This is a genomic window from Agrobacterium vitis (genome assembly GCF_037039395.1).
In the GTDB taxonomy this organism is placed as follows: Bacteria; Pseudomonadota; Alphaproteobacteria; order Rhizobiales; family Rhizobiaceae; genus Allorhizobium; species Allorhizobium vitis_E.
In genome coordinates, this window is record NZ_CP146242.1 from 3,019,869 (window position 1) to 3,045,993 (window position 26,125).

Below are 26,125 nucleotides of genomic sequence, written 5' to 3' on the forward strand. Positions count from 1 at the left end.
TTTCTGAGCTGTTCCAAGACGGCATAGTCTTGAGATGCGCCGTCTTGGCCAGGTATTGGATGCCTGTCAGCGAGAGTACCAGACACCAATCTGTGCGCCGATATTGGTTACGTTGCCTCCTGCACCTGCGCTACTGGTTGCCGTTTGAGGGCGCTGTGGATAATGATTGCCGTTAGCGTCCATAAAGACCAACTGTTTATTCGGTAAGCTCTCATAAATCACGACGAAGGATGAGCCGCCGTAGTTGAACATGCCCATTTCCTCTCCTTTGTGGACTTTTGTCCCAGCTTTCATCTGCTCACTGAAGGAGATCGTTGAAACTTCGCTCATGCCCAGCGGGATGCAGCAGACCCGGCCATAGTCTTCGGTCTCGAAAACGATGAGACCGCGAGCATTGACCTCGGTCAAATAGGGTAGAGATGCGGTGGTGGCCCCGCCAAAATCCGGTAGAACTAGTTTGTTGAAATAGGCACCCGGAATGCATATCGGATCGAACAGAACCTTGCCATTGACCGGCACCCACCAGCGATGGAAATTATAGGGGTTGAGGTATGTCTGGAAGATATACCCGCCTGTGAACATGTCGACTAGATCAAACTTGTCGATAACCGCCTGTTGTTCCGCTATCGGTGAGCTGAGAATGTCGCGTAGAGAATAGTTCATATCCTTGAACCAGAATGTATTGTCCGCAGCAACATTCCAATCCCAGCGGAATAGAGACCCATCATTTGGGCAGATGACCGTTTGATTCGACTGCGGATCTGCAATCGGGCGCGCCTCATGGGGGTTCTTGAAATTACGAGTAAAAAAGGAATTCCACGAGTTCCAATAAGGCAGCGTCTGGTTATCTTTTTCCCATAAATCGAATTGGTATGATGCCTTGGCTTTCGCAGACAACCATTGTTGCCCTTCCACGGCGAAACCTTCAGCAGACGCCAGGCTCCCCAAAAACTGATGCCACTGGTTCAATACTCTGGCCATCTTTTCATTAAATTGTGGAAGGCCCAGAAGTTGTGACCCTGATAGAGTAGGATCAATGCCAACTGTGAAGCCGGAGAAAGGCAAGCCGACCAGATCGTCATCAATGTAGCGAGGCCACCAGGTTAGAAGAAAATTGCACACTGAAGCGAAGAATTCAGCATTGGGGATGGGTGGAATTGGCACGCCATCCGTATCAAGATCCTGCGTATTGCGTATGGTTTCATTTTGGCGGCACGCATTGGCCATCAGATAGGAAACAACTGGATTGCTGGCTAGAAAGTCTAGCAAATCCTGCACCGTTGGATCCAGTTCGCCATCAAAGGCCGTAACGGCTTCTGTTACGTGCTCGTGAAATTTTTTCCAACTGGAACTCCCTGGATCAGGAAGCCATCCTGTACGATAACTGCTTGGAAAATGGTGTTTTTTGATTGTGATGGAAGAATCTTGCACGTTAATCCCCTATGAAATGGCAAGCCAAATCGATCAGCCTCAGGCATTAAAGTGTCGGCAATTTTAAATTGCAACATGATAAAATTTTCAACCTAAAAAAGTCAGCCAAATTTAACAGGCTGCTAATGCTGCCCGACGGGAATGAAAATGAGTATATTTAGGGAACGGATAAAAACGTAGAATGGGCTGTTTCTCGCCGATCCTTTCTGCTCTATCACACCGGAATGCGGATCGTGGCGCGCAGGCCCCCGAGCGGGCTGTCGCCAAGCGTGACATTGCCGCCATGGCTGCGGGCGATGTCGCGGGCAATGGCGAGGCCAAGCCCGGTGCCTGACGCATCCTGGTTGCGGGCCTCATCCAATCGGAAAAACGGCTTGAACACATCATCGCGAGATTGGGCGGGAATGCCGGGACCATCATCATCGAAGACGATGGTCAGCCACTTGGCTCCGTGGCGGGCCTCGACATGCATGGTATTGGCATAGCGGCGGCCATTGGCGGCAAGATTGCCCACCAGTCGCCAGAAGGCATTGGGGCGCACCCGGATCTGCTCGTCACCCTCGATCATATAGCTGAAGGTCTTGCCGTGCAGCCGGTAATCGGCGCTGATTTTTTCCAGCATGTCCTTCAGGCTGAAGGGGCCGAAATTCTCTTCGGCCTCGCCCTTCGCAAAGGCCATATAGCCTTCCAGCATCGATTGCATGGCATCGACATCTTCATTCAGCGGTTCAAGATCGGGATTGTCGCCCGCGAGCGCCAATTGCAACTTGAACCGGGTGAGGATGGTGCGCAGATCGTGGCTGACGCCGGTCAGCATGGCGGTGCGCTGTTCCATCTGTCGCTCGATACGCTCGCGCATCAGAATGAAGGCGAGGCCCGCCCGGCGAATTTCATCGGCGCCACGCGGACTGAAGTCCTTGGCGGGCTTCTGGCCCTTGCCAAAGCTTTCGGCGGCCTCGGCCAGCGACAGGATCGGGCGGATCTGGCCGCGCAGAAACAGTGTGGCGATAACGATCAGCACCAACGACGTGCCGAACATCCACAGCAGGAAGATATGGGTATTGGAGGCATAGGCCTGGTTGCGCCGGGCGAAAATCCGCAGCACCTCGCCATTCAACTGGATACGGATCTCGATCAGCGGCGAATCGCCGACGGTATCGATCCAGAAGGGCCGCTTGATCTGGTTGCGCAATTCGTCGCTCAGCAATTGATCGAGAATCGAAAAGAATGGCTTGGGGCGAGGGGCTGGCAATTCGCCATTCTTTTCCAGCGAGGCGACTAGACCCAGCTTGGAATTGGCAAGTTTCAGGGTGTTGGCCGCGTCCTGCGGGTAGGTTTCCAGCAATACGATTATCGTGGCAATGTCACGGGTAACGGCGGCGGACAGGCGTTGCGTCACCATCTGCCAGTGACGTTCCATGAACACGAACAGCAAGACGGTCTGGAGGATCAGCATCGGCAGGATGATGATCAGCAGGGCCCGGGCAAACAGGCCGGTCGGAAACTGGCGGCGCAGCCAGCGGCTGAACCAGCGCAGGTCGATCCATGAGATGCGCCGGTATCTCAGCCGGCTGAAGGCTTGCCTGAACGTCATGGTCGGTTCCGTTATGGTTGACCGCTGCTGGTCGGATGCAGCTTTTAATCTCGGCTGAGGCGATAGCCGATGCCTCGCACGGTTTGCAGCCAGACCGGATTGGCCGGGTCGTCCTCGATCTTGCGGCGCAGGCGGTTAATCTGCACGTCGATGGTGCGTTCACCGACATCGGTATCTTCGCCCACCAGCTCATGGCGCGGAATGGTATCTCCGGCCCGGTTGGCAAACAGCAGCATGATATCCTGTTCGCGGTCGGTCAGATGAATGACCTCTGGCCCCTTTTTCAGCTCCTTGCGCAGGATGGAGAATGTATAGGGGCCGAACATCACCTGTTCGATTTTCGGCGTATCGGCATTGGTATTGCGCCGCAGGATATTGTTGATGCGTAGCACCAGTTCACGCGGATCGAAAGGTTTGGCAAGATAGTCGTCGGCACCTGCCTCCAGTCCGGCAATGCGCGAATCGGCCTCCGTGCGGGCCGTCAGAAGAATGATCGGCGCATTGATCTCGCCGCTCAGCGACTTGGTCAGCGACAAGCCGTTTTCGCCGGGCATCATCACATCGACGATCAGCAGGTCATAGGCCAGGCCCGCCAGCTTGCGGCGGGCTTCCTGCGCTTCGGCGGCGACGGTGACGCGAAAGCCCTGTTCGGTCAGGTAGCGATGCAAGAGATCGCGGATGCGTGTATCGTCATCGACAACAAGGAGGTGCGGGGCATCGTCGGTCAGGTCAATACGCTTCATACTGCTCAAGGCTCCTGATCTAGCGGGGTTGCCGCGCTACTCTCACTGCGCATGGCAGCCAGAAAAGTGCGAACCGCCTGTCTCTGTTCGCCGGAAAACCCTTCGAAGGCACGGGCAATCCGGCGCGATTGCGGGTCCGACAGAGCCAGCGCCAGTTCGCGCCCGGCCAATGTCGGGTAGAGCCGGCGCTGACGCCGGTCGGCGGGGCCGGTCATCTGGCGAATATAGCCCTCGTCAATCAATTCCTTCAGAACCCGGGCGAGGCTCTGCTTGGTAATGCGCAGCAACCCCAGAAGATCGGCCACTGTCATGCCCGGCTGGCGGTTGACGAAATGCACCGCCCGGTGATGGGCGCGGCCATAGCCCAGCTTGGCCAGAATTTCGTCCGGATCGGAAATGAAATCACGGTAGGCGAAGAAGAAGGCCTCGATCGTTTCGAAATCGATGCTTTTATCGTCGATATGCGGCATGTCCGGCAGCTGCTTTTTCGCCGTTCTTACCGATGACGTTTTCTGCACGTGTTTCAATTCCTTGTTCTACCGGTCTTTACGCCGCCGCGGTGTTTCGGGGAGGTCCGGCCGGTCATCTGTGGCCGATCATCTCGGGCGGCGTGGTCCATGCACTTGAAATTCGGTGCAAAACTATGACGAGTGCGATCAAAACGCTATTAAAAAAGCCGGTTTTCCAAAGATGCCGTCAATAGAGGCTGCTTCTGCCTGAGAAATATTTTCAAGGTCATGCAACCAAAGCGCGGCTCAAGGCTTTATGAGGGCAATAGATGGGGACGGGGTGGCGGTTGTCGATGGAAACAGTCGCGATCCCTTCAAGGCGATGAGAATGCTTTGGCGTTTTCATGCAATGGTAGAACAAGAGGCTGACTGCAATGTCATCAAATCTCGCGTCGGAAACCGCACCGGAATTTTCGTCCGACATTCCTGTCGCGCAAGCCGTTGAAAACACCTTAAAGCCGGTGATGATCCTGGTTTTCACCCTGAAAATCGCCGTGGCAGCCCTTCTGGTCGGCAATGTGATGATGCCGAACCTTCATTCGGCTGAAGCCGAAATGGTCGCCGTACCCTGACCATCTTCGATGGTCTGAGACGCCGCTTGATGTGAGGTTACTATAGGATTTTCCGCAGGACCGCTGTCCACTTTTCAGTTTGATGCTGTATATGACGTATAAAGGTCGCCATTGGTTCGCGGCACGCCGATCGTCAGAGGTTAAGTATGGGACAGCTTCAGGCCGGGATTATTCCCGTCACGCCATTTCAGCAGAATTGCACGGTTTTCTTCGACAGCGAGACAAAGGAAGGCGTGGTGGTCGATCCGGGCGGCGATGTCGAGGACATCCTGCGCATGGTCCAGGAAAACGGCATCACTCTGAAGGAGATCTGGCTGACCCACGGCCATCTTGATCACGCCGGTGGCGCCGAAGACGTCAAGGACGCGCTCGGCATCCAGATTATCGGCCCGCATCGCGATGACAAGGTGCTGCTGGATGCGCTGGAAGGGCAGAGCGCCCGATTCAATCTTCCCATCAAGCTGCGCAATGTAACGCCTGACCGCTTTCTGGAAGAGGGCGATGTCGTCGGCTTTTCCGGCCACGAGTTCGAGGTGCTGCATTGCCCCGGCCATGCACCGGGTCATGTGGTGTTTTTCAATCGCGTCCAGAAATTCGCCCATCTGGGCGATGTGCTGTTCAACGGTTCCATCGGCCGCACAGATTTGCCGGGCGGCAATCATCAACAATTGCTGGCATCGATCCGCGACAAGGTCCTGCCACTCGGAGACGATGTCGGTTTCATTTGCGGCCATGGCCCCGGCAGCCGGATCGGCGACGAGCGCCGCAGCAATCCGTTTCTGAAAGGCCTTTGAAAAGGTCTTTGAATCGCAGAAAAAACCCGGCAAAACTTGCCGGGCCGCTGGGCGAAATGAAATGTGTGAACGAGGGTCTCAGCCTGCGATTTGCAGATTGACGGCCTTTGGTCCCTTGCCGCGGCGGTCCGGTTCCGTATCGAAGCTTACTTTCTGATTTTCACTCAGTCCGTTCAGACCGGAAGCCTGTACGGCGGAGATGTGGACGAAAATATCCGCACCGCCATTGTCCGGCTTGATAAAGCCGAAGCCTTTGTCGTTGTTGAAGAATTTTACAATGCCAGTTTCGGCCATGCGTCAGGTCCTTTTGTCTCTGTCCGGGATCGGCGGACAGCATTGCTCAATCCCGCCCAGGGTCGAGGCAGGGGTCTAGGCGAGCAAGTTTAAATTGTGAGGAAAGGTCCCTGTTACCGCAGCCACAAGCTGTGAACGACGCCAGTCGTATCCCCTTATGGATGCCCGGAACTTCTGCGTCTCCGGTGCCAGTCGAAATTTAGATCTTTCCGCGCCTTTAAATTGCCCGAACCCTTCAAGAGTGCTTGGTTTGTGGGAAATTGGCAAGCAAAAGTTTTTTTACCAATCTATGATCTGGCATGGTTCAAGCCGGAGCAATTCGTGTCTTTCCGGGCCAAATCTGTGCTGATTTCGCCAAAAATTGCGAAAACTGCATCGTGGACGATGTAATTCATCCTGAATATGCCGGTTGTAGCGGTAAAGTTTTTCAAAGCTGTAAAATAAGGCGTGAGTTAAATTTTATTGCCTAATAGCGCGCTGTTTGCCCCATTCAGGCACGATTTCCACCGCCAGCATGGCAAGAAACATCAGCGCGCAGCCGAGATAGCCGATTGGCGTCAGGGATTCATGCAGGATAATTGCGCCCAGGAGCGCACCGAACAGCGCCTCAGATGACATGAAAATCGCTGCTTGCGAAGAGGATGTGTACCGCTGGCCGATGATTTGCAGGCTGAAGGCCAGGCCGCTCGACAACAGACCGCCATAAAGGATTTGCGTCATCGAGTTCTCGATGTCGGCAAGGCTGATCGGCTCCAGGCTGAGGGCGGCGAGCGTGCAGAGAAGCGCGGTCACGGCAAACTGGATGGTGGCAAGGGCGAGGGGCCGCGACAGGGTCTGGATAATCCGGCCCGTCAGCAGGATCTGCACCGCGAAAAACCCGGCGCAGAGAATAGTCAGTCCGTCGCCGGTACTGAGTGCCGAAAGGCTGCCGCCGCTGAGCAGGAGGATGCCGAGTAGGGCTGCCAGAGCGGAAGGCCATATGATCCAATGAGGCCGGTGCCGCAGAAACACCACCGCCAGGACCGGCACGATCACTACATAAAGGCCGGTGAGGAAACTGGCATTGGTGACGGTGGTGGTTTTCAGGCCGAATTGCTGGGCGGTCTGGGCGGCAAACAGCAGGACGCCGATGATGACGAACATCCTCACGTCACCCACCGACAATCTGTCACGGCTACGCCGGCTTTCGAGCACGGCGAAAGGCAGCAGCACAAGCGTCGCAATGCCAAATCGCAGGGCGTTGAACCAATTGGCGCCCAGATGATCCATGGCGGTGGACTGCGCCACAAACCCACCGCCCCAAATGGCGGCAGCCAGAAGAAGAAGGAGATTTGCCTGAATGCGGGTCACTGAAACATCCTGATCCTGCCCTGGGGCTCATCTTGCGGCTGCGCAGGCAATTCGGTGGCTCTATCAGGCGTCATCAATGGCCGCAAGAACTGCGATATCTGTTTTGAACCATCCCGGGGTTGTCTTCAGGTGTTTCAAAAAATACGAAACGTGTCTACGGAAACGCTACAGATCCTGATTGTTTTTTGGCGGTGCCCGGTTGAGCCAGACGACCAGCAGGCCAAACAGGCTGAGCAGGGCAAGAACGCGGCGGTCGGCCAATACCGAGAGATAGCCGGGGACATGAACGGAGGAAACGGTGCCAGCGACTGCTCGGTCGACGCCGTTGTTGCGGGCAAGCGTATTGCTCAGCAGGTCTTTCTGGGTGATCGGCAAGGCGATACTGCCGGTTTCCATCGTATCGACCGGGGTTTGATCGGTTATTGTGCTTGCCGCCACTGAGGGGGCCTGTTGTCCGCTTGCGGGGGCCGCCGAAACCCATGCGGTCGGCAATGTCAAAGCGGCCAGAGCAATCCAGGCCGCAAACATGGGTTTCCGGCCAAAATCCCAGGGTTTTGAGGGGTTATTTTCCGTCCTGTTCCGTCTCATCTCGCCGCGTCCTTCTGCCCAACCACAGGATGATAAAAGCCGGTCGAAATCGTCGGCAAAGGGACCGAATTGCGGCACTGCACTGCAAAAATTGAGGCGATATTGTGGCGCGTTAATATTTGGGCGTTCCGGTCGGTTAACGGCGCGTTCCGTCGTCCTGGCCAGCATCCTTGATGGTGGTTTTTGGGCGCTCCTGTCACGGTGACAAGAAAAGCATCGGCGCTGGCCGTTTCCGCTTGATCCGGGCAGGCAGAATTGCCATACAGCTGTAACCTGAAGCCTTGGGCAAACCAAGGTTTGCAAACGATCAACAGCTTCAGGATAATTTCATGGCTTTTCTTGCCGACGCCCTTTCCCGTGTTAAGCCTTCCGCCACCATTGCCGTGTCGCAGAAAGCTCGTGAACTGAAAGCGAAAGGCCGTGACGTGATCGGCCTTGGCGCGGGCGAACCGGACTTCGATACGCCCGACAACATCAAGCAGGCCGCCATCGACGCTATCCATCGCGGCGAGACCAAGTACACGCCGATCTCGGGTATTCCGGAACTGCGCAAGGCGATTGCCGACAAATACAAGCGCGAGAACAATCTGGACTACAAGCCGGAGCAGACGATTGTCGGCACCGGTGGCAAGCAGATCCTGTTCAATGCCTTCATGGCGACGCTGAACGCCGGTGATGAAGTGATCATTCCCACGCCTTACTGGGTCTCCTATCCGGAAATGGTGGCGCTGTGCGGCGGCACGCCTGTCTTCGTTGCCACCACGCAGGAAAATAACTTCAAGCTGACGGCAGAAGATCTCGAAAAAGCGATCACGCCGAAGACCAAGTGGTTCCTGTTCAACTCGCCGTCCAATCCGTCGGGTGCTGCCTATACCGAGGCCGAGCTGAAGGCGCTGACCGACGTGCTGCTGCGCCACGAGCAGGTCTGGGTGCTGACCGACGACATGTACGAGCACCTGGTCTATGGTGACTTCAAATTCACCACGCCGGCGGAAGTCGAGCCGAAGCTCTATGACCGTACATTGACCATGAACGGCGTTTCCAAGGCCTATGCCATGACCGGCTGGCGTATCGGCTATGCCGCAGGCCCGCTGCCGCTGATCAAGGCGATGGACATGATCCAGGGCCAGCAGACCTCGGGCGCTTGCTCCATCGCTCAGTGGGCGGCTGTGGAAGCGTTGAACGGCACCCAGGACTTCATTCCGGAAAACAAGAAGATCTTCGAAGGCCGCCGCGATCTGGTGGTTTCGATGCTCAACCAGGCCAAGGGTATCGTATGCCCGTCGCCGGAAGGGGCTTTCTATGTCTATCCGTCCTGCGCGGGCCTGATGGGCAAGACCGCGCCGTCGGGCAAGGTTCTGGAAAGCGATGAGGATTTCGTCACCGAACTGCTGGAAACCGAAGGCGTGGCCGTGGTGCATGGTACCGCCTTCGGCCTTGGCCCGAACTTCCGCATTTCCTACGCGACCTCGGAAGCCCTACTGGAAGAAGCCTGCAAGCGCATCCAGCGCTTCTGCGCGGCCTGCAAATAAGCTTTCGCATACCAGTAAAACTAAAGGGCGGGATGGTGATGCCATCCCGCCCTTTTTCTATTGATCCATCGACCATCGGCAGCACCGATCAGGCATTCTGCATTTGCTTGCCTGCCGGGACGGGTGCAGGAACCGGTTTTGGTGCCGGAGCCGGAGCGAAATAGATGTCGCGTTCGCGGTAGAGGGCTGGCAAAGCCAGAAGCGAAACGCAGAACACCGCGATCATGGTTTTCGACAGTTCCGAGAAGGGGCCGACCCGCCCATCGATATAGCGCACCGCAAACACCACCAGCACATGCCAGAGATAGACATGCAGGGAGTGACGGCCCAGCAATTGCAGGAAGCTGAGACTGAAGACGCTGTTGACCACGCTTGCTGTCTTGCGCACGAAAGCGCTGTCATATTTCGGACCGGCAATCAGCAGCCATGCAACCAGGCTGGCCATGGCGGCGAAATTCAGCAGATAGACGGGGCCGAAATCGGCGCGCACTTCCATCGTGCCGAATTTTTGCAGCACGACGTCAGGCATCAACCCATGGGCCGTCATGATTCGCAATGGCAGGAAGAACAGCAGCACGGCAAGGGCGGTCTTGGGGATCAGCGTCTTCTCGGGGCTGAATACCTTGCTCCATTCAATATTGCGCGTCGCCGTCAGGCTGCCAGCGATCAGGCCGGAGAAGAACACGATCTGCCAGCCCAGCAGGTTGAAGCTGGCGCGAATGCCTTCCTTTTCGGCAGCGCCCAGCCAGGCATCGAGCGGATAGGTGATCAGACGGTGCAGGCCGAGCTGGCCCGCCATCCAGACGACCAATGAGCCGATAGCGACGCTTGCCCAGCGACCGGTAATGCAGAGCCAGATCAAGACCGGCGCAAACACCATGTAGATGATATATTGAGGCAGGATATCCATATAGGTCGGCTGGAACAGGAATGTGGCAATTGAGCCGAGCCGCAACGGATCGCCGAGCGAGACTTCGCCCAGCCAGTCATGCCAGATTCCGGCAGCACCTGGCAACACGAAGCGGGCCAGGAGGACCAGCAGAATAATGCCCATGGCGTAGCGATACAGCTCCAGCGCCCGCGCCCAGATCCGCTCGCGTCCCGCTTCATAGCCGCTTTTCAGCATCTTGCGGCCATAGACCATGCCGACCAGCAGACCGGACATGAACACGAAGCCCTGCGCATCCTCGACAAATGTCAGGTTGCGATGGTTGACCTCGACCAGCAGATAGCCGCCCGTGAAGATCAGGTGGTTCAACATCATGAATACAAGGAAATATCCCCGCATTCCGTCTAGGACATCTAATCTTTTCAAGGTCCCGGCTCCCGGTTCGCGTCCTGCCCAGCAGGTCGGTTTTTGCCCTTCATCGTGGTGACAATGCGGCGGACCGGGTAACGATCCGATCACATAACCGCAACGAATGTTTGCAAGAAAGGTTCCGGCATCAAAATCTTGTGACTGGATTTTGACCTGCACCCGCTGAGATCAAAGGCCCAGAGCAGACAGCATGATGAAGGTGGCAAACAGGATGAAATGGGTCATGCCCTCGATGGCATTGGTCTCGCCATCGTTGAGGTTGATGGCCGCCGCGACAAGGGTGATCAGCACCATCACCGTCTGTACCGGGGTCATCGCCATGATGAACGGCTGGCCGGTGTAAAGGGCGATGGCCTCCATGACCGGCACTGTGAGGATGACGGTAGACAGCGACGCCCCCATGGCGATGTTGACGGTGGCCTGCATGCGGTTACGCAGGGCCGCTCTCAGCGCCGTCATGATTTCGGGGGCCGCCGAGATGGTGGCAACAACGATGGCCATGATGGTCGGAGGCGCGCCGGTATCGCGCAGACCCTCGGTCATCAGGGCAGACATGAACTCGGCGAGAACGCCGATCAGCACCACGCCAAACAGGATGACGGCGATGGAGGATGCGATGCTTCCGTCTTCCTCGTCATGGGGCAAGGCCTCCTGTGGGACCTGCTGTGGCTCTGCGGCGCTTTTGGTGGCTTCGACACTGGTGGCGGGGGCCTTTGCTATTGTGGCTGTCGTTGCTGCCTTGGGCACGGCGCGGCCGGTATAGCTATAGCTGAAGAAATAGCTGTGCTGACCGACCTGCATGCGCAAAAACAGCCCATAAAGCGCCAGCATGGCAAAGATGGTGAAGGTGGAATAATAGGTCCATTTGTCGACGGGGATGAATTCCGGCACGATCATCGATATGCCCATTGCCGTCAGGATCATCACGCCATAGGTCTTGCCGCTATCGTCATTATAGGGCTGTTCGCCGTGCTTCAGCCCGCCCAGCAGGGCGGCAAGGCCCAGAATGCCGTTGATATCCAGCATCACAGCCGAATAGATCGTGTCGCGCACCAGGGTGGGCGAGCTTTCGCCCTGCATCATGATGGCAAGGATCAGTACTTCCACGGCCACGGCTGACAGGGTGAGGATCATTGTGCCATAGGGGTCGCCAACCCGTCGGGCGAGGATTTCCGCGTGATGCGCGACCCGGATCGACGCCACCAATATGCCGCCAATCAGCACTGCCGCAGCGATGAGGCTGATGGTGGGCCCCGCTTCGATCAGCGAATGTTCGAGGAATAACACGGCTATCGCCAATGCGATGGGGATCAGCAGGGACTTTTCCCGGAGCAAAACTGTCACGTCTCTTCATCCTTTGAAACCGCCGGCGCGGCATTATTTGTCATTCAAGCAGGGTAGTCGGGCAAGCAAGAGCCATTCAAGGGCTGAACATGGATTTCTGTATAGCGATTCGCCATTGCAGTGCGTCCATTCTCTTTCGCACCTGCAACGTGCTGGGGCAATTTGCAGTTCCGTCCTCAAGATGCGATAGTTACACCAATGGTCATTGAAAATTGCCATTGGTGTTCCTTTTGAGAATATCTCAAGCCTTTGACGCATTTGAGATATTGGAAACGCCTTCAAGGTGAGGATGCGTTACAGCGCCGTGCGCCATATATGGCGCACAAAAGTCCGCTGTAGCGCTTTATATCTGCTGCATAATTTTCTCTTTAAACCGATTCCGGTTTAAAGAATTATGCAGTAGCATCTTCGAACCTTGGTATCAGACGACAGGGAGATCATTCATTGCACAGGGAGAAGATGCATCATGGTCAAGGTTACCTATGAAATCGTTCCGCATGATGAAGGCTGGGCCTATCGGCTGAACGGCGCCTATTCCGAACGCTTCGATACGCATGATCAGGCATTGGAAGCGGCGCGAATCGTCATGCAGGAAATCGCCCAGGCCGACGAGCCCGTGCGGATCGTCTATCAGGATGAGAGCGGCAAGTGGCGGGCGGAAATGAGCAATGGCGATGATCGGCCCGAGGTGGAAATCCTCGACCACTACGACCAGTCCCGTACCGCGTGAACGGCCCGCACTGCCTGAATAGATTGTGTAATCCAGGTTTGCTTGCGGACCAGGACAACATTACGCGGTCAATGTTATTCGCCCAGATAGGCCAATAATCCTTCGACCACGGCGTCGAACACCGTCCGGCAGCGGCGGCTGAGTTTCAAATCTTCGTGCATGACCACGAATGTGTCGAGCGCGATATTGAGGGTTCCGGGCAGGACTTCGATGAGATCCGCATGGCGGCGGGCGAGGCCGGGCTGGCACATGCCGATCCCCAGTCCGGCGCGGATGGCTGCAAATTGTGCCAGATTGCTGTCGCTGCGGAACTGAAAATGCAGGGCATCCAGATCCGGGCGGGTTCTCAGCAGATCCCTGATATAGGCCAATTGCCGGTCGAAACCGATGAGGCGGTGCTCGGCAAGCTGCGCCAGACTTGATGGCGTGCCGTGACGCTCGAGATAACGCCGATGGGCATAAAAGCCGATGCCAATCACCCCGATATGGCGGCTGATCAGGGCAAGCTGGGTTGGCGCCACCATGCGCACGGCAATATCCACCTCCCGGTGGAGCAGATCCTCCATCTGGTCGGTGGCCGATAGCTCGATTTCCAGCCCGGGAAACTGTTCCTGCAAGCGGGCGAAAATTGGGGGAAGCACTTCCACGGCGATCATTTCGCTGGCGCTGATCCGCACCGGTCCGCGCACATCTCCTGCTTCTCCCTGTTCCCCGGCGGCGATGCGCGCCAGCGATGTGCTGGTGGCAGCCATCAAGGCAGCGTGGCCCCGCATGGCGAGGGCGGTTTCCGTTGGCAGCAGGCCGCGCTGGCTGCGCAGGAACAAAGGTGTCCCGAAAGCCTGTTCCAGCATCTCGATATGGCGACCGACCGTCGGCTGGGTCAGGCCCAGTTGACGCGCTGCGGCAGACAGCGAACCCTCCGTGATGACGGCGAGTAGACTGCGGTAGAGGTCCCAACTCAAGCGTTCAGTATTCATGCATTTTTGTATAGCAGGGATAAGAAAATATACAATTTCGAATATAGGGGTAATTAGAGATGATTGGCAATTGAAACAGCAGAAGTCTGGAGATTGCTTTGACAGAGATAAACGATATCAGTGCTTCTATTCCGCAGCCCGGCCCGATTGCCCTCGTGCTCGGGGCGACCGGAGGCGTCGGTGGTGCCGTCGCACGGGCTTTGGCCGGTCGGGGATACCATGTGCGGGCTCTCCACCGCGATGCAGCCCAAATGGCGGCGAGGCAGAAAGAGGGGCAGCCAGGACTGGAATGGGTGCAGGGCGATGCGATGAACCGCGCTGATGTCCTCCAGGCGGCCAGGGGCGCCTCGGTTATCCTGCATGGTGTCAATCCGCCCGGCTATCGCAACTGGGGGACATTGGTGCTGCCGATGATCGACAATACCATTGCCGCCGCCCGTGCCAGCGGTGCCCGTATCCTGATGCCGGGGACGATCTATAATTATGGCCCGGATGCCTTCCCGCTGCTCAGTGAGGAGAGCCCGCAGCATCCTCAGACCGTCAAAGGCCGGATACGGGTAGAGCTGGAGCGGCGGCTGGAACAGGCCGCAGGCGAGGGGGTGCGGGTCATTCTTGTCAGGGCTGGTGATTTCTTCGGGCCAGAGGCGGGAAACAACTGGTTTGCTCAAGGGTTGATTACCCCCGGCAAGCCGGTGACCCGGGTTAACCTGCCGGGCAGGCCGGGCGTCAGCCATAGCTGGGCCTATTTGCCTGATGTCGCCGAAACCTTTGTCCGGCTGCTCGAATGCGCGCCTGATATGCCAGCCTTCGCCCGTTTTCACATGCAGGGCCATGTCGATGTGGACGGATATGCCATGGCGCAGGCAATCCGGCGGGCAAGCGGCAGCGATTCTGTCCGGTTCAAGCGCTTTGCCTGGTGGATGGTGCCGCTGCTGTCACCCATCCTGCCGGTGTTTAGGGAATTGCTGGAAATGCGCTACCTGTGGCGCGAACCCATTGCGATGGATAACCGACGTCTTGTCGAGGTGCTTGGGGAAGAACCAAGGACGGCACTGGACGTGGCGGTGACCGCGACCCTGAGGAGCCTGAATTGCTTGCAACCCATGGCGGGTTCTCTTGGCGCAGGCAGCTCGATGGCATCGGAAACTGCCCCGCAATGATGTAAAAAAGACCCCGCCGGTGGGCGGGATCTGTATCGAGGTTTTCGATCAATCGTCGAGCGTAGGATAGTCGATATAGCCCTTTTCTCCGCCGCCGTAGAATGTGCTTTGGTCGGCTTCATTCAGTGGCGCGTCTTCCTTCAGGCGGCGCACCAGATCCGGGTTGGCGATGAAGGGTTTGCCGAAGGCGACCATGTCCACCTTGCCTGACGCAACGGCGTCCATCGCCATCTGCCGGTCATAGCCGTTATTGCCGATCCAGACAGCCATGCCGCCCGCATTGCGGTAAGCGCCCTTGAAGGCATCCCAATCGAAGGGCTTGTCGCCCTGGCTGAAATCACGCGGGCCGCCGGTCGCACCCTCGATCACGTGGATGTAGGCCAGGTCGAAGGCCGCCAGCTTTTCCACCAGCGTGGTATAGACCGACTGCGGATCCGGATCTGAAACGTCATTGGCAGGCGTGACCGGCGACAGGCGGATGCCGGTGCGGCCGCTGCCGATTTCGCGGGTCACGGCCTGAACGACCTCAATCGTCAGGCGGATACGGTTTTCAATCGAGCCGCCATAGGCATCGCTGCGCTGATTGCTGCTCAGCCGCATGAACTGCTCCAGCAGATAACCATTGGCGGCATGGATTTCGACGCCGTCAAAACCGGCATCGATGGCGGCGCGCGCCGCCTTGCGGTAGTCTTCGATCAGGCCGGGGATTTCCGAGAGTTCCAGGGCGCGGGGCTCAGAGGTGTCGACAAATGCGCCATTGCCATCCGGGTTGATCACATAGGTCTTGCCCTTGGCGGCGATTGCCGAAGGAGCCACCGGCTTGCCGCCATTCGGCTGAAGCGAGGTATGGGAAATACGCCCGACATGCCAGAGCTTGGGTGACGATCTTGCCGCCCGCCTCATGCACCGCCTTGGTGACGGCCTTCCAGCCTTCAAGGGCTTCCGGCGTATAGAGGCCTGGAACATCGGCATAACCCTGGCCCTGATGAGAAATAGCCGTGGCTTCGGTGATCAGCAGACCGGCGGTGGCGCGCTGCTGGTAATAGGTGGCGGTGATTGGCTTTGGGACGGCATTGGGAGAGCGATTGCGCGTCAGTGGCGCCATGGCGATGCGGTTTGCAACGGCGATATCGCCAACTTGCAAGGGGTCGAAAAGAGTGGCCATTGAAATGTCCTTCTGAGGGTAATGAGTGGAGTATGAGGGCAGGTCAGAGTTCCAACGACAGCCGGGATAGGAAGGCAGCAATGGCTGCCTCGTCCCGCTTGTAGAAAATCCATTGTCCGACCTTGTGAGAGGTGATCAGTCCGGCCTTGTGAAGGCTCGCGAGATGGGCCGATACGGTGGATTGCGACAGGCCGCAGCGCTCGAATTGCCCCGCGCAAATGCCCATTTCCAGCGGATGAGCCCGGTCGCTGAAATGCTTTTCCGGTTCGCGCAGCCATTGAAGGATCTCACGCCGAACGGGATGCGACAGCGCTTTCAGCGCGTCATCCATGTCCGGCTTACCGAGGTCTTCTAGCGTGTCAGAATTCGTATCGTCCATAAACGATATATGGATCGTAAAAATCCGATATCAAGAGAGGCGGCCGGGGTTTTTGAAGCGCAAAAAAAAGCACCCGCGAACGGATGCTTCAAGTGTGAAGGTTGTCAAACCTCCAGAGGGGAACAGCTACAAAAAACTACCAAAGATAGTTCTTCCGCAACTATGCAATCATATAGATCAATCCTGGGAGTTTTCAAGGGCGCCTGCAAAAGTTTGGCCCCCATAAAAAAACCAGAAGTAAAAAACCAAAAAGAAAAAAGCCAAAAAAAAGGGGCCACCGGATTACTCCAGGGCCCTTAAAGTGTGAAGGTTAAAAACCTCCAGAGGGGAACAGCTGGTGCGGTGGGAACTGGGAGGAAGCCACCGTGTGCATCAGCTATGAGCGATATGGTGGTTTTTTGTGCAGTGAACAATGCTTTTTTGTGCATAGGAGGCATGCGCATGTCGCATGTCTGCTATTTGCGTCGCAATTGAAGAACGATCTGACGATGATCTGCGACCTTGCCGCCACTGTATTGCAAGGCCTATGCATAGATGCGCATAAGACGATCTGACGGATTCAGAAATTCCAGTTGCGCGCTTTGCTGACGATGAAGTCGCGGAAAACTTTTAGCTTGGCCGCATTTTTCATCTCGTCCGGATAGCAGAAATAGGTATCGAAGGACGGAACTTCGGCATTGATCGGCAGCTGAATCAGTCCCGGATCGCGACCGACGATGTAGTCGGGCATGCAGGCGACCCCTATACCCAGCAGGCAGGCGCGCTTGATTGAGGTCTGGCTGTTGATTTGCAGATGGGGAATGCGGCGATTGTCGGAGGAGCGCCCGGCCACTTCCAGCCAGTTAACGTCAAGCAAGTAATTGGGCGCCGGTTCGCCAAAGCTGATGATCCGATGGTTATCGAGATCCTCGATGGTCTGCGGCTCCCCATAGCGATTGATATAGGAGGGCGCGGCATAGACATGCATATGCACGGTAAACAGCTTGCGCTGGATCAGGTCCGATTGCTGCGGCTGGCGCAGGCGGATGGCGCAATCGGCGTGGCGCATGTTGACGTCCAGTTCCTCGTTGTCGAGGATCAGCTGGATCGACATATCGGGATAAAGTTGCAGGAATTCCTGCACCTTGTCGGTGAGCCAGCCCTGGCCAAGCCCGACCGTGGTGGTGACGCGCAGCTTGCCGCTTGGCTTCTCGGTGGTTTCGGTCAGCTGCATTTTTACTGTTTCCAGCTTCAGCAGCACGTCATGGGCGGTGCGATAGAGCAATTCGCCCTGTTCGGTCAGAATCAGGCCCCGGGCGTGGCGGTGAAACAGCTTCACCCCCACGTCCTGCTCCAGCGCGCTCACCTGCCGGCTGATCGCCGATTGCGAGAGATGCAGCTTATCTGCCGCATGGGTAAAGGACCCAGCTTCGGCTGCGGCATGGAAAATCCGCAGTTTGTCCCAATCCAGCGGTATATTGCTGCTGCCTCGCATCATGCCCTCACTCCGCGGCCTGAGCCGGGATAATCTCCGCGGCAAGATAACGTTCTGCCTCGAGGGCGGCCATGCACCCCATGCCGGCAGCAGTAATAGCTTGGCGGTAAATATCATCGGTCACGTCACCAGCGGCAAAAATGCCAGGGACGTCGGTCGCGGTCGAATCCGGTGCGGTCCACAGATAGCCGTTTGGCTTCAGTTTCAGCTTGCCGGTGAATAGTTCCACCGCTGGGGCATGGCCGATGGCGACGAAGACGCCGTCGATTGGGGTGTCTGTGACGATGCCGCTGTCGAGGTTCTTCAGCCGCACGCCGGTCACCGATGGCGGCATCGGCGGCTTGGCCGGGATGCCCGTGACTTCATCGATGACGGTGTTCCACAGGATCTTGACATTGGCCTTGGCCAACAGGCGCTCCTGCAAAATCTTTTCCGAGCGGAAACTGTCGCGGCGATGCACGACGGTGACGGTCTTGGCGATATGCGACAGGTAGAGCGCTTCCTCGACAGCCGAATTGCCGCCGCCGACCACGATCACATCCTTGTTGCGATAGAAAAAGCCATCGCAGGTGGCGCAGGCCGAAACCCCGAAACCCTGGAAATGCTGTTCGCTTTCGATCCCCAGCCATTTCGCCTTGGCGCCGGTGCAGATGATCAGCGTATCGGCAGTCCAGACCGTGCCGGAATCGGTCTTGACGGTGAAGGGGCGGCGGGTGGTTTCCACCTCGGTCACCAGGTCGTTGACGATTTCCGTGCCGACATGGGTTGCCTGTTTCAGCATCTCGCCCATCAGCCAGGGCCCCTGGATCGGATCGGCAAAGCCGGGATAGTTTTCCACATCGGTGGTGATCATCAGCTGGCCGCCCTGTTCCATGCCGGCGATCAACACCGGTTTCAGCATGGCGCGGGCTGCATAAATGGCGGCGGTATAACCGGCGGGACCAGAGCCGATGATCAGCACTTTGGTATGGCGGGCGGACATGGTCTTTCCTTTCCGTGGCGAGGGACGTGTGGTGTGCGGCATATAGGATGCCTGCCCCGCCTTTTCTTCATTTCATTTATGAAGGCTCCATGCATTTATTCAAGGGCAGCTCTGCGTTTATAACAGGGCAATTCCATCCACCGTAATTTTACTGCGGCAAACGGACATTTTCTTGCGTTGGAACCCGGTCAGGGTCATAAGCGCGCATGGAGTTTGATAAAAGGGTGACCGCGTGTTTCGCGCCGAATTGGATGCCATCGACATCAAAATTCTAAGAGAACTGCAACGCGACGGTCGGATGACCAATGTCGAGCTTTCGGAGCGCGTCGGTATTTCCGCGCCGCCCTGCCTTCGCCGGGTGCGCAAGCTGGAAGAGGCGGGCATTATTCAAGGCTATCATGCGGCTTTGAGCGGCCCCAAACTGGGCTTCGATCTGGTCGCCTTCTGCATGGTCGGACTGAAACACCAGTCGGAAGCCAATCTGAAGAGCTTCGCCGCCGCCACCGAACAATGGCCGCTGGTGCGCCAGGCCTGGATGGTCAACGGCGAAAGCGATTTCCTGCTGCACTGCGTTGCCGAAAACCTCACCAGTTTCCAGGATTTCGTTATCGAGACGCTGACAGCCAATAGCCATGTCGATACGGTGAAAACCCTGCTGACGATCCGGCAGATCAAGCGGCTGGACTCGATTCCTCTCTGATTCCTACTGCATGATTCCTTAAATCGGCATGGATTTAAGGAGAAAACTATGCAGCAGATTTAAAATGTTAAAGCGTCTGTGCGTTTTATAAAACGCACAGCGCTGTGCTTGTCGAGCAGGCTATTGACCCTGTCGATCAGGGCCTCGACCGAATAAAGCGCCATCACCTCGGGCGAGACCGGCTGAAACGGCGCCTGGAAGAAATCTTCTATGCCGTCGAGGTTTGCCTTGCTGTCGAGCAGGAAGACGTTAGCCGGATGATAAAAGTCCGCTGTGCGCACTGAACCATTATTGGTCAGAAGCTTGCGGCCATAGAGGGTGGCTTCGAGCGGGCGCAGCGTCAGGCCCTGCTGGCCGTCCTGGACAATGTCGATGATACAGCGGGCCGCCAGATTTTCGGCCAGATAGGCCGGGTAAGGGCTGTTGCCGGTGTGCTTGGTGAAGCGGTCGGCCAGGGTTTTGCGGGCCTTCTTCAGTTCCGTAAACCGGATGGAAGTGGTGAAGCCCCGGCGCCGCAAATCGCTGCTCAGCGCCTCAATCAGCGATTTGCGCCCCTTGTCCTTGCCGAGAAAGGCAAAATCCACGACGGGCTGCACCGATTTGACGCTGTCGACGGCGGCAATATACTGGCGGTAGGGTTCAAATCCGTAGCGCTGGCAGTCGGCCTCGTCGAAGGACAGCACTGGATAGCCGGCGGCGTGTAGGTCTTGCAGCAGCGGCCCCATGCCGGTCTTGGTGGCGATTGGATTGCGCACCACGACGGCGATCCTGGCGCGGGGGCGGGCCTTGTGCAGATATTCAACGATTTCCTCGCGCTCGTTGACGAGAAAAAGTGCATCCGGCTGGCTGGCGATCTGCTGGGCGATGATCCGGTTATAGAGATATTTTCGGCCGAAGCGCGGCATGATCTTGAAGATAGGCCGGTGACGGGCGGCATCTTTCACGTTCAGGACCTGAACATCGAATCGGCTTGGATCGGCCTTTGTCCAGAAATAGTCTTCATAATCGGCCCAGAAACCAATGCAGGCAACTTGCTGGCGCTGCTGCGCCACGGGGGTAGACGTCACGTTGGGCTCCTGCGCAAGCGACGTCTCCTCAATGTGGACGCCATGATTTTCACCAGAAACAGATTTCACTGTATAGTTCGTTAAATCTGAGCTGATTAAGGTGAAAATTCGGCGGTTACAGCGCCGTGCGTTTTATAAAACACACGGCGCTGTAACACTTTAAATCTACTACATAATTTTCTCCTTAAATCGGAAGCGATTTAAGGAGAAAATTATGTAGTAGCCCAGCGTTATATTGCATCCCTGCGTGGCCGCAAAGCCATGGGTATACTTAGTGTTTTTGAATGCACGCGGCATCGTCTTTCGACCCGGATGGATGAAGGCCGATGCCGCATCGGATCTATCCGTCAGGCAGAAAACTTATAGTTGAACAGCTCGATTTCTTCCTGGAAATGCGTCTGTACGAAGGTTTTGGTTTCCTCATCGTAATAGCGGGTATAATTGCCGCGCTTCGACTGGTTTTTCTTCGGAACAGGATTGCTCAGCCGCAGTCTTTCCAGCAGGGTCGGCTTCATGCCGATTTTCCTGCGGATATGGCGGAAGTCGGAATCGATATTTTCCATCGTGCCGATGTAATCGCAGCCGGAGAGCCAGAACATTTGCGAGCGGCGCTGAAGCGGCGGCAGGATCTCCTCTGGCCAATGTTCGTCATGTCTCGAATAATAGGCGTCTTCGAGCAGCCAGGCCTTAAAGCCAATGTCGCGGATATGCTGTTGGTAGACCGGGCACTCATAGCTCTGCAGCCGCTTCTGGCAAAGAAACGAATAGAGCGACACCATCCGGTCCCAAGGATTGCGCACGAAGCCGAATGAAAAGCGGCCATCGACGCCGAATTGGGAAAGCTTCCTGTGCGGAACATGGGTCGGCACGCCATGCGTTTCGCCGCCCAGCACCCTGGTAATGGATCTGCCAGCGGATTTCGGAACATGTACGAAGACAAAATTGGGCGCAACGACCGTCATGGTCCCTCCTGTGAGTGAATGCCGCGTCCAAAACGCTGGACGTCGGTAGGGCGCAGGTGCCCGTTTCAATGTTTCCCGCAGAGAGCTTAAGCCCCGATGCCGGCTTCCGGCCCAGGAACTCCACAACTCTGCATGGACATTCGGATCAAGTTCATCTTGATCCGTAGCTGATATCATCTTTATTTGCGCCAGTAGCGGCGCATTTGGGATAAACCCATGTTATTGTAGTAACCAATAAGTTACTGATTCGCGCCAGTGCTTTTTTAAAAAATTCCCCGTGCTTTTTTTAAAATCATGCGGCAGCAGCGCCGTTGGGCCTTTGGGCGAGGGATAAGCGGCACAAGGGAGGCTGTTGCCTGGGAAATCTGGGGACAACGATGATAGCGCTATCAACATAAGTGGGAACGGCTTGGCCTTGCGACAACAGCATGAATATATTCGGCGAGACGAATGTTCATGCTGTTCGGCCTGAAAATCGTCTTGTGACCACCAAGGGGGCCGAAATGCAAAAAGCGGATGCGATCAGCGTCAATTTGTTTCGGGCGACGAAACCGGACTTTCCCTTCCAGGCCTTCCTGGAGAAAACGTCTGCACAGTTTCGCTTTTCGGTGGTGGACGATGCGCATTACAAGCCATGTGACGTGGCTGTGTTCTTCGGGTCCTTCGGCCTGACGTCAACGCCGGTCCATGCCTTTCGAACGGCGATTGCCACCCAGCACAAGGGGCCGCTGCTGACCGTCGAAACGGGCTTTTGGGGGCGTGAGACCATCAAACGGTCATTTAACTGGTATCACACTCTTCTGGGGCATCGGCGCGCTTTCTACAAATTCAGACATAGTTTCTACCGGATTGCGCTCGATGGGTCGCTGCCGGGCGACGCCGATTTCTGCAATACCAAAAGCCCGGCGGATCGCTGGGAAAAACAGAGTGCGGCGCTGAATATCCGCTTGAAACCCTATCGCAGCGCTGGCGAACATGTGTTGATCATCGGGCAGATCCCCGGCGACGCCGCCATGCGGGGCATGGACGTCTGCCAGTGGCTGGGGGCAACGACGCGCAGCGTGCGCCGGCTAACCGACCGGCCGATTGTCGTGCGGCCGCATCCCGGCATGAAAAACGAGGATTTCGCAGCGCTTCAGGTCGAACTTGCGACTGTTTCCAACTTGCGGATCTCCGATCTCGGCTCGCTTTCCACTGTCGACGAGCTGGAGCGGGCGCATTGCACCATCTGCTATTCCTCGTCGTTTTCGCTGGATTCGTTGCTGGCCGGCGTGCCGGTCATCACCTTGTCGCGCTTCAACATTGCAGCGCCAATCTGCTCCAGGCGGCTCGAGGATGTGGCCGAGCCGCCTTTGCCTGATCGTGAGCAATTGTTTTACGATATCGCCTATGCCCATTGGACACCGGAGGAGATCCGCAGCGGTGAAGTCTGGGCGAGATTCGCTCCCATCCTTGCCAGGCGCTGTATCGGGAGCAGCCGTCCGGTCCGCAGTCGCGCTGCCAATTCTCTGCTGCCGGGATTTCAGTTGCAAGGGCTGTAACCGTCTTCATTTCCTGTGGTCGCTTTATGGGCTGGATCGGTTCCCCTCAAATCGGATAGAGGTAGGGGAGTTGAAGCAGGAAGCTGTGATGTCGTGAGGATTTCGCAGCTATTCCGTGACAGGATAATCCATGTTCGGGAAGAAAAACGGGCCACGCAAGAAAAGCCGGATCGAGCGGTTCTTTTCTCTCAACCAGCATCGCAAGCGCTGGGGCGCGGCGCGTCACGCTGTCGCGGATCTGGATTACCAGACGCTCAAACATCAGATGGTCGAGGGTGACTCTGCGCAGCAGACGCGCGGCTCGGAAAAATCGCTTGATCTGCATCTGGAAAATCTGCGCCGGGAGTTTGCTGGCCAGCCGGAATTGCTCTGGCATCATGCCCGGCTGATCGTGCTGCTGCGCCGCGAATTCCAGGTGGAACAGACATTCGCGCAATTGCAGGCACTGTGGGAGGCGGAGGCTGAGTTCCTCTGCGAAAACCTCAATCTACGCTGGCTGGTTTCTGCCGCTGACAGTTTTGTCGATCATCACCCGGATGCCGGGGAGCGGGCGCGCGCCATGCTGGTGTCGCTGCTGGTCAATACGGTGAAAATCTATGAGACCGAGCGGGTGTTGGCGACAGCTCCGGCACCGGCCGATGCGCAAAAACTGGAACGGCTGCAATCCGAGTTGATTCCGCTGTTTTCCGGCCTGTCCTGCTTTACCATTGGCACCGACGATACCCTGCGCAACATGCGCTGGCGGCTCGACGGGTTGATGGCGCAAGGCCCGGTCGGCCTGATACTGAAAACCGTCTTCGACCGGTTGCAGGTGGAAGATACCGCCTTTGCCCGCCTCAAGGCGCAGCATCACCGGGGGAGGACGGGCTGGTGGTCTGAGTGACGGCCAAGCTCTTCAGATAGTCGAAATCCTCGCGCCGGACCGGCACCTGCCGCCGCTGCGCGTCATGGCTATGACAAAGCTGACGCAGGCCCATTCGCAGCTGGGCCTTGATGCGCCGGAGCCGAAAGGCCAGCGCTGGGCGCTGCCTTTCTGATTGAGCGGGCGAAATCGATGACTGGGTCGCAATCGGCTCGGGCAGACCATAGGGGACGCAGCGGTCCAGTTGCACGACCAGCGCCGGATCGGCCTGGAAGGAGGCAAGCTCATAGGCCGCGCAGATTACCGCATCGGCAATGGCGCCGTGGCGCGCACTGCGCTGAAGGAGTTTGGCGGCTCCGGTCGGCCAGAGAATATAGGCCGCAGCCCCCGAACGATCCTGGTAGAGCCTACGAAGCGGCAGGTCGGAGAGGCTTGTGCGGGCAACAAGTTTCTTGCGGCTGCGGGTTTCCAGCGTCACATGGTCGAGATCGCTGCGATGGCGCAGTGTTTCCAGAAGAGCAGGCACCTTGTCGGACAGCACCGCATCGTCTTCCAGCACCAGCACGGGGGCCGTGCCTGCGGCAACGGTCTCCCAGATTTGGCGATGGCTAAGCAGGCAGGCCCGTTCCGCTGGCCGGATCGGTCTTTCCCAGCCGCTCCAATAGGCCTCGTCAAGATCGGGAAGATGATCGGCATCCAAGGCCGCTATGCGGGTGAAGGCTAGCCCAAGGGCATGCATTTGCGCTTGCTGGAAGGCCAGCCGCTCACGAGCGCGGTCGAGATTGATGATCAGCACCTGCATGGCGTCGGCTTTATGGTTGGGGCGCAGGCGGCGCGATCACCGGCCTGCCAAGCAATCGGCTATAGACCGCCTCCAGCCCTGCCGCTTCTCTCGCCAACGCAAAGTTTTCCCGCACATGGGCAACGGCCGCCTTGCCATGCAGGCAGGCGCGACCGGGATCGGCCAGATAAGGCTCGATTGCGTCACGCAGCGGCGCATAGGAATCAGCGGCGACCACGGCGCCGGTTGCGCCTTCGGCAATCAGTTCCGCATAGGCCCCGGCATCCGAGGCGACCACAACGGTTTCGGACGCCATGGCTTCCAGCGGCGTCAGGCCGAACCCTTCATTGCGCGAGGGCGCGACATAGAGCGTCAGCCGCCGATACCATGGCTTGATATCCTCGACTTCGCCCAGAAAAACGATCCGCTCGGTCAGACCGGCGGCGGCAATCTGCGCCTTCAGTCCCTCGGCAAAACCCTTGTGTTCCGGGGTGACGCGGCCGGAGACCACGGCTGTCCAGTCGGGATAGCGTGGCAGAAGCTCAACCATCGCCTTGACGAACAGATCGGTGCCCTTCTGGTGGCGCACCCGACCGAAGCAGCCGATCAGATAATCGCCTGGCAGGTTTGTGGCTGCTATCCTGTCCTCGGCACCTTGAGGCGGGTGGAACAGTTCGGTGTCGATACCGTGGCGGATGACGCTATGCGGCACCTGCAAAAACGAGCCGGAGCGGGCGCTGGTGGCAACCACGGCATCCATTTTCGAGATCAGCCAACGGGTATAGCGGCTGTGATGACGCTGGGCCGCCGAGGTAAACAGCAGTTTCAGCGGCATGCGCAGAACATCGCGCAACACCACGCCCGCCAGCATTTCCAGATTGCGCCGGGCATGCCAGACGCGGTGGGAGGCACCGCGCGGCTTTTTCCACAAGGCTGGCATTTGTGCGAAAGACAGGGCTGGCATGGTGTCCGGCAGGCCGGGACCAAGCGTGGCAATGGCCAGTCCGCGGCGACGCTGCTGCGGGATCAATTGCACCACGGTGGAGGTTACGCCCGAAAGCCGCCGCTTGAAATGAGGAGCCACCACCAGGATTGAAGCAGGATCAAGCACGCACAGGGTACCTTTCGTCATCACGGCTACTGCATAATTCTTTAAACCGGAATCGGTTTGAAGAAAAAATTATGCAGCAGATATAAATCGTTACAGCGAACCTTTGTGCGCCATATATGGCGCACGGCGCTGTACAGTGCAGGTTACTGCTCACAGAAAAAAGAC

At 57.3% G+C, this 26,125-nt stretch carries 25 protein-coding genes and 1 pseudogene; 8 read left to right on the top strand and 18 right to left on the bottom strand.

From position 1 onward, the window contains the following. Positions 1–66: 66 nt before the first annotated feature. The 4 genes from V6582_RS16495 to V6582_RS16510 all read right to left on the bottom strand — a co-directional run bounded on the left by V6582_RS16495 (position 67) and on the right by V6582_RS16510 (position 4,238). The gene (locus V6582_RS16495; RefSeq protein ID WP_197434311.1) at positions 67–1,431 is read right to left on the bottom strand and encodes a phophatidylserine decarboxylase associated domain-containing protein; all 1,365 of its coding nucleotides are present in this window, start codon (positions 1,429–1,431) and stop codon (positions 67–69) included. Positions 1,432–1,645: 214 nt separating this feature from the next. Beyond that, a complete protein-coding gene (locus V6582_RS16500) occupies positions 1,646–3,025 on the bottom strand; it encodes a sensor histidine kinase (protein ID WP_156630959.1) in 1,380 nt (459 codons plus the stop codon). Positions 3,026–3,069: 44 nt separating this feature from the next. After that, entirely contained in the window at positions 3,070–3,768 is a 699-nt protein-coding gene (locus tag V6582_RS16505; RefSeq protein ID WP_156630960.1) for a response regulator, read from the bottom strand. A 5-nt stretch (positions 3,769–3,773) separates the two neighbouring features. Beyond that, on the bottom strand, positions 3,774–4,238 hold the full coding sequence (locus V6582_RS16510) for a MarR family winged helix-turn-helix transcriptional regulator (RefSeq protein WP_156631004.1): 465 nt from the start codon (positions 4,236–4,238) through the stop codon (positions 3,774–3,776). 413 nt (positions 4,239–4,651) lie between these two features. Here V6582_RS16510 and V6582_RS16515 point away from each other — a divergent pair, with 413 nt between their 5' ends. Continuing rightward, on the top strand, positions 4,652–4,849 hold the full coding sequence (locus tag V6582_RS16515; protein ID WP_060719824.1) for a hypothetical protein: 198 nt from the start codon (positions 4,652–4,654) through the stop codon (positions 4,847–4,849). Between the two features lie 146 nt (positions 4,850–4,995). Beyond that, positions 4,996–5,643, top strand: coding sequence for an MBL fold metallo-hydrolase (locus tag V6582_RS16520; protein WP_156630961.1), 648 nt, complete (start codon positions 4,996–4,998; stop codon positions 5,641–5,643). A gap of 78 nt (positions 5,644–5,721) precedes the next feature. Here V6582_RS16520 and V6582_RS16525 read toward each other — a convergent pair whose 3' ends face one another. From V6582_RS16525 to V6582_RS16535, 3 genes are all read right to left on the bottom strand, one after another. Further along, positions 5,722–5,937 (bottom strand): cold-shock protein, encoded by a 216-nt coding sequence (locus V6582_RS16525; RefSeq protein ID WP_015916682.1) that lies wholly within the window; start codon positions 5,935–5,937, stop codon positions 5,722–5,724. Between the two features lie 459 nt (positions 5,938–6,396). Next, positions 6,397–7,287, bottom strand: a complete 891-nt coding sequence (locus V6582_RS16530; RefSeq protein ID WP_337739188.1) for a DMT family transporter — start codon at positions 7,285–7,287, stop codon at positions 6,397–6,399. 165 nt (positions 7,288–7,452) lie between these two features. Beyond that, positions 7,453–7,875: a hypothetical protein gene (locus V6582_RS16535; protein WP_156630962.1), complete on the bottom strand. Its 423-nt coding sequence runs from the start codon at positions 7,873–7,875 to the stop codon at positions 7,453–7,455. Positions 7,876–8,204: 329 nt separating this feature from the next. Here V6582_RS16535 and V6582_RS16540 point away from each other — a divergent pair, with 329 nt between their 5' ends. After that, a complete protein-coding gene (locus V6582_RS16540) occupies positions 8,205–9,407 on the top strand; it encodes a pyridoxal phosphate-dependent aminotransferase (protein ID WP_156630963.1) in 1,203 nt (400 codons plus the stop codon). An 88-nt stretch (positions 9,408–9,495) separates the two neighbouring features. Here V6582_RS16540 and V6582_RS16545 read toward each other — a convergent pair whose 3' ends face one another. Together V6582_RS16545 and V6582_RS16550 are read right to left on the bottom strand one after the other, a co-directional pair. Further along, entirely contained in the window at positions 9,496–10,722 is a 1,227-nt protein-coding gene (locus tag V6582_RS16545; RefSeq protein ID WP_156630964.1) for an OpgC family protein, read from the bottom strand. Between the two features lie 171 nt (positions 10,723–10,893). Further along, positions 10,894–12,060 carry a calcium:proton antiporter gene (locus V6582_RS16550; RefSeq protein WP_156631006.1) on the bottom strand — a complete coding sequence of 389 codons (1,167 nt, stop codon included), beginning with the start codon at positions 12,058–12,060 and terminating at the stop codon, positions 10,894–10,896. A 475-nt stretch (positions 12,061–12,535) separates the two neighbouring features. On the opposite strand from V6582_RS16550, the gene V6582_RS16555 reads away from it, so the two are divergent. Next, positions 12,536–12,799 carry a DUF2188 domain-containing protein gene (locus tag V6582_RS16555; RefSeq protein ID WP_071585385.1) on the top strand — a complete coding sequence of 88 codons (264 nt, stop codon included), beginning with the start codon at positions 12,536–12,538 and terminating at the stop codon, positions 12,797–12,799. 74 nt (positions 12,800–12,873) lie between these two features. On the opposite strand, the gene V6582_RS16560 is transcribed toward V6582_RS16555, so the two are convergent. Then, positions 12,874–13,776 (bottom strand): LysR family transcriptional regulator, encoded by a 903-nt coding sequence (locus V6582_RS16560; protein WP_156630965.1) that lies wholly within the window; start codon positions 13,774–13,776, stop codon positions 12,874–12,876. Between the two features lie 98 nt (positions 13,777–13,874). Here V6582_RS16560 and V6582_RS16565 point away from each other — a divergent pair, with 98 nt between their 5' ends. After that, positions 13,875–14,936 carry an NAD(P)H-binding protein gene (locus V6582_RS16565; RefSeq protein WP_156630966.1) on the top strand — a complete coding sequence of 354 codons (1,062 nt, stop codon included), beginning with the start codon at positions 13,875–13,877 and terminating at the stop codon, positions 14,934–14,936. A 48-nt stretch (positions 14,937–14,984) separates the two neighbouring features. On the opposite strand, the pseudogene V6582_RS16570 reads toward V6582_RS16565, so the two are convergent. The 4 genes and pseudogenes from V6582_RS16570 to trxB all read right to left on the bottom strand — a co-directional run bounded on the left by V6582_RS16570 (position 14,985) and on the right by trxB (position 18,936). Next, positions 14,985–16,101 (bottom strand): annotated as a pseudogene (locus tag V6582_RS16570) (alkene reductase). Between the two features lie 43 nt (positions 16,102–16,144). Continuing rightward, on the bottom strand, positions 16,145–16,480 hold the full coding sequence (locus tag V6582_RS16575; protein ID WP_197434313.1) for an ArsR/SmtB family transcription factor: 336 nt from the start codon (positions 16,478–16,480) through the stop codon (positions 16,145–16,147). A 559-nt stretch (positions 16,481–17,039) separates the two neighbouring features. Further along, positions 17,040–17,936 (bottom strand): LysR family transcriptional regulator VtlR, encoded by an 897-nt coding sequence (locus V6582_RS16580; RefSeq protein ID WP_041698126.1) that lies wholly within the window; start codon positions 17,934–17,936, stop codon positions 17,040–17,042. A 25-nt stretch (positions 17,937–17,961) separates the two neighbouring features. Then, positions 17,962–18,936, bottom strand: a complete 975-nt coding sequence (gene trxB / locus V6582_RS16585) for a thioredoxin-disulfide reductase (RefSeq protein ID WP_156630968.1) — start codon at positions 18,934–18,936, stop codon at positions 17,962–17,964. Positions 18,937–19,168: 232 nt separating this feature from the next. On the opposite strand from trxB, the gene V6582_RS16590 reads away from it, so the two are divergent. Beyond that, positions 19,169–19,636, top strand: coding sequence for an Lrp/AsnC family transcriptional regulator (locus V6582_RS16590; RefSeq protein ID WP_337739189.1), 468 nt, complete (start codon positions 19,169–19,171; stop codon positions 19,634–19,636). Positions 19,637–19,695: 59 nt separating this feature from the next. On the opposite strand, the gene V6582_RS16595 is transcribed toward V6582_RS16590, so the two are convergent. After that, a complete protein-coding gene (locus V6582_RS16595; RefSeq protein ID WP_156630969.1) occupies positions 19,696–20,703 on the bottom strand; it encodes a hypothetical protein in 1,008 nt (335 codons plus the stop codon). 347 nt (positions 20,704–21,050) lie between these two features. After that, a complete protein-coding gene (locus tag V6582_RS16600) occupies positions 21,051–21,665 on the bottom strand; it encodes a sulfotransferase family 2 domain-containing protein (RefSeq protein WP_197434314.1) in 615 nt (204 codons plus the stop codon). A 503-nt stretch (positions 21,666–22,168) separates the two neighbouring features. Between V6582_RS16600 and V6582_RS16605 the strand changes: the two genes are divergently transcribed. Together V6582_RS16605 and V6582_RS16610 are read left to right on the top strand one after the other, a co-directional pair. Then, the gene (locus tag V6582_RS16605) at positions 22,169–23,206 is read left to right on the top strand and encodes a hypothetical protein (protein ID WP_156630971.1); all 1,038 of its coding nucleotides are present in this window, start codon (positions 22,169–22,171) and stop codon (positions 23,204–23,206) included. Between the two features lie 130 nt (positions 23,207–23,336). Further along, complete coding sequence (locus tag V6582_RS16610; protein WP_197434315.1) at positions 23,337–24,089, top strand: hypothetical protein; 753 nt, start codon at positions 23,337–23,339, stop codon at positions 24,087–24,089. On the opposite strand, the gene V6582_RS16615 is transcribed toward V6582_RS16610, so the two are convergent. Next, positions 24,043–24,870 carry a glycosyltransferase family 25 protein gene (locus V6582_RS16615; RefSeq protein ID WP_156630972.1) on the bottom strand — a complete coding sequence of 276 codons (828 nt, stop codon included), beginning with the start codon at positions 24,868–24,870 and terminating at the stop codon, positions 24,043–24,045. The genes V6582_RS16610 and V6582_RS16615 overlap by 47 nt on opposite strands. Before the next feature lie 10 nt (positions 24,871–24,880). Continuing rightward, a complete protein-coding gene (locus tag V6582_RS16620) occupies positions 24,881–25,981 on the bottom strand; it encodes a glycosyltransferase family 4 protein (RefSeq protein ID WP_156630973.1) in 1,101 nt (366 codons plus the stop codon). Between the last annotated feature and the right edge of the window lie 144 nt (positions 25,982–26,125).

Excerpts from the sequence above, each read along its gene's own strand:
- V6582_RS16535 (WP_156630962.1), bottom strand. The coding sequence starts at position 7,875 with ATGAGACGGAACAGGACGGAAAATAACCCCTCAAAACCCTGGGATTTT.
- V6582_RS16500 (WP_156630959.1), bottom strand. The coding sequence starts at position 3,025 with ATGACGTTCAGGCAAGCCTTCAGCCGGCTGAGATACCGGCGCATCTCA.
- V6582_RS16560 (WP_156630965.1), bottom strand. The coding sequence starts at position 13,776 with ATGAATACTGAACGCTTGAGTTGGGACCTCTACCGCAGTCTACTCGCC.
- V6582_RS16515 (WP_060719824.1), top strand. The coding sequence starts at position 4,652 with ATGTCATCAAATCTCGCGTCGGAAACCGCACCGGAATTTTCGTCCGAC.
- V6582_RS16615 (WP_156630972.1), bottom strand. The coding sequence starts at position 24,870 with ATGCAGGTGCTGATCATCAATCTCGACCGCGCTCGTGAGCGGCTGGCC.
- V6582_RS16510 (WP_156631004.1), bottom strand. The coding sequence starts at position 4,238 with ATGCCGCATATCGACGATAAAAGCATCGATTTCGAAACGATCGAGGCC.
- V6582_RS16555 (WP_071585385.1), top strand. The coding sequence starts at position 12,536 with ATGGTCAAGGTTACCTATGAAATCGTTCCGCATGATGAAGGCTGGGCC.
- V6582_RS16525 (WP_015916682.1), bottom strand. The coding sequence starts at position 5,937 with ATGGCCGAAACTGGCATTGTAAAATTCTTCAACAACGACAAAGGCTTC.
- V6582_RS16505 (WP_156630960.1), bottom strand. The coding sequence starts at position 3,768 with ATGAAGCGTATTGACCTGACCGACGATGCCCCGCACCTCCTTGTTGTC.
- V6582_RS16520 (WP_156630961.1), top strand. The coding sequence starts at position 4,996 with ATGGGACAGCTTCAGGCCGGGATTATTCCCGTCACGCCATTTCAGCAG.
- V6582_RS16605 (WP_156630971.1), top strand. The coding sequence starts at position 22,169 with ATGCAAAAAGCGGATGCGATCAGCGTCAATTTGTTTCGGGCGACGAAA.
- V6582_RS16610 (WP_197434315.1), top strand. The coding sequence starts at position 23,337 with ATGTTCGGGAAGAAAAACGGGCCACGCAAGAAAAGCCGGATCGAGCGG.
- V6582_RS16620 (WP_156630973.1), bottom strand. The coding sequence starts at position 25,981 with ATGACGAAAGGTACCCTGTGCGTGCTTGATCCTGCTTCAATCCTGGTG.
- V6582_RS16540 (WP_156630963.1), top strand. The coding sequence starts at position 8,205 with ATGGCTTTTCTTGCCGACGCCCTTTCCCGTGTTAAGCCTTCCGCCACC.
- V6582_RS16575 (WP_197434313.1), bottom strand. The coding sequence starts at position 16,480 with ATGGACGATACGAATTCTGACACGCTAGAAGACCTCGGTAAGCCGGAC.
- trxB (WP_156630968.1), bottom strand. The coding sequence starts at position 18,936 with ATGTCCGCCCGCCATACCAAAGTGCTGATCATCGGCTCTGGTCCCGCC.
- V6582_RS16600 (WP_197434314.1), bottom strand. The coding sequence starts at position 21,665 with ATGACGGTCGTTGCGCCCAATTTTGTCTTCGTACATGTTCCGAAATCC.